Here is a 2772-nt window from a genome sequence, read left to right on the forward strand (position 1 = left end):
AAAGGATTAAATAATAAAGTTGCAGAATTCGCATAGGATATGGCAAAATCCCTCAAGAGATAGGGTAACTCATTGATTTTGGAGTTTTCAGCGCTTTTTTCGGTAAGTAATAGCTCAAAATTAAGATGCCATAAAGGACCATCGGGTATGATAATGAGTTTGTCGCCTACTAATTTATCTTTAATTGGTGCTATAAGTTCTGTGTGTAATTGGTGCCCTAGGTGTATGTAATTTTTGTTATGGACTGTAGTGATATCGTTATACAGGGCATTAATGTTTTCTTGTAGCTTTGGGGTATGAAGTTCCTTAACCGAGACGTCATGTTTAGAAATAGTAAATGCGTAGGTTATAGTATCTGCTGTAAAGAATTCTAACACTGTCGTTTGTTCATCTAGTTTTTGTTGTATTGTTTTATTAGAAATACTGTTTTTTTGATGTTTGAGTTGATAATACTTTGGGTATTTGCTCTCTAAAACCTTAGCTAAAGAATCTTGTCTTTGACTAACATCAAATAGGTTACTTTCATATTTTTGTATTCGTATTGAATCAATAGAATCTTTAGATTGTTCTTCAGCGATCTGTGACTGATAAAAAGCATGGTTAGCTTTTAATGTTTTTTCTAGGACTGTTATTTCTTTAGAAACTCCCGAAAAATTTTTAGCATTATTATCAGATAAAAGGTTTTTTAAGATATTAGATTTACTCTTTCGAGTATAATAAAAAGCTTTTTCTAGAGTACGATGGTCGGGGTTTCTATTATATTGCTCTAATTGTGTAGCAATAGCTTCAGTGAATCTCTCCTTTGCTTGTTTTGCAAAGACTATTTTGTCATTATAGTTTTGGTAAGATTGCCAAGAGTAATCGGTTAATTTGTCTAGGTCTTGATATAACAAGATACTTTGTTCAAGATCTTTAGTTGTGCCATCTCTTTTTGATCGTTCTAATAAGGTTTTGGCTTTATAAAATAATGTTTCTGATAATTGATCTGGATAATAGTAATCTTCTGGTTTGAATGTACTATAATTTGATTTTTTTTTCTTGATGTTGTTGTCAATTGCCTTATCAAAATATGATAAAGCAGAAGTATATTGTCGTTGTTGATATAGTGTTTCTCCTATAGAATTATAACTATCAGTCAAAAGGTAGTGGTTTTTTTCTTTTAGACCTATACAAATAGCTAATCCTTTTTTGTAATAATCTAATGCCGTTGAATATTGTTTTTTGTTATGATATATAAACCCTATAATAGAGTAGGACCTGGCTACACCATAATGGTTTTCACTAAAAGCAGAGCGTTTTATCTCAAGAGCTTTATTGTGGTATATTAGTGCGGTGTCGTAGTCTTTTTTGCTTGAAGAATAATACATGCCTATATTATCGTAACCTTGAGCTATATAAAAATGGTTTTCACCATATGCCTTTTTGTGAATTTCTAATGATTTAGTATAGTAGGATAATGATTTTTCTGGATTAGAATTCTTAATCATAACGCCTAGGTTTGCGTAAACGTTTCCTATATTTGGGTGATCCTCTCCAAGAACTTCTTTCATTAATTCTAAACTTTTTTTAGAATATTGTAAGGCTTTTTCATTTTCACCTCTTTGAGAAAGAATAATTCCTGTTTGAAGATATGCAAGACCAAGAGGATATTTTTGTTTATGTTTTTTAAAAATGGATAACGCTTTTTCATAATGTTCTAGAGCTTGATCCTGTTGCCTTAACATTGTATACAATGCCCCTAAGTTTAAATAACGTTTTCCTGTTCCTATGTCATTTTCTCCGAGGTTTTTTATTGTAATGGTTAAGCTTTTTTTATAAAAATCCAAAGCTGTGTCATATTTATAAAGACGTCTATATATAATGCCCAGATCATTATATATGTCCCCTATATTTTGGTGTTCTTTACCAAAAATATTTAAATAAATATTTAATGATTTTTCACAATATGAAATAGCATCCTGATATTTTTGTGTGTCGATGCATGATCCTGATATGTTTCTATAAGATTTTCCAATCCAATAATGACTTTCAGGATATAGTTTTTTTCTAATTTCTAATGCTTTTTTAAAATTAGGAAGCACATCATTAAATGTTCCTTTTTTTTCATAATAATATCCTATGTTGTCATATGCATGAGCTTCCTCTTCCGTGTTTTTTGGTAAATAGATGTTTGTTATTTCCATCGCTTTCTTTGCGTTCCGCAATGATTTTTCTAAAGCCAATTTTTTTCGTTGATTTTCTGAAATCTTATTATAACAACTCGCTACGCGTTCCCATGCTTCTTCTTTCTCATAAATTGGGAGGGCTTTTTTAAAGAGAAGTATAGATTCATTATGATTTTTTACTTCTAAAAGCGAATCTGCTTTTTTATAATGCTGCCAAGCTACTAACGTATCATTTTTTGTTTGTGCAAATGCAGTGATATGTCCTATCAGGAATAGTGTGGCTACTAGAAATGATCTCATCGGTTTATTGTTTAGTTCTTTTGAAATATACTATACTTCCTACTATTAACAATAGCATAATTACTATGCCTAACCCCCAATACCAAAGTATATTTATCCCAAAATCGATAGGAGTAGGATCGCCAACAAGGTAGAAACTACCCCAGTAAAAAGGAGCTAATCGGTGTACATCCCCATTGTTTAGATAGCTCAGTTTAGCTTGTTGCAGCGCTTTAGACTTATCCATTCCTTTTTTGAGATTGGTATAAAAATACTGCATTAATTTTGGAGTTGTTTTATCAGATACTTCCCAGCTACTCAGTAATAA

General features: G+C 31.1%; 2 protein-coding genes. Both read right to left on the reverse strand.

The window, feature by feature from the left end; all coding sequences use genetic code 11:
- Positions 1 to 2465 (reverse strand): tetratricopeptide repeat protein (locus tag DZ60_RS0121790; RefSeq protein WP_025744124.1); only part of this gene is annotated, 2465 nt, incomplete at its 3' end.
- A gap of 4 nt (positions 2466 to 2469) precedes the next feature.
- Positions 2470 to 2772: CHAT domain-containing protein (locus DZ60_RS0121795; RefSeq protein ID WP_025744125.1), on the reverse strand; the 303-nt coding region annotated here is incomplete at its 5' end.

Origin of the sequence: Aquimarina pacifica, from assembly GCF_000520955.1 — a bacterium.
GTDB lineage: Bacteria > Bacteroidota > Bacteroidia > Flavobacteriales > Flavobacteriaceae > Aquimarina > Aquimarina pacifica.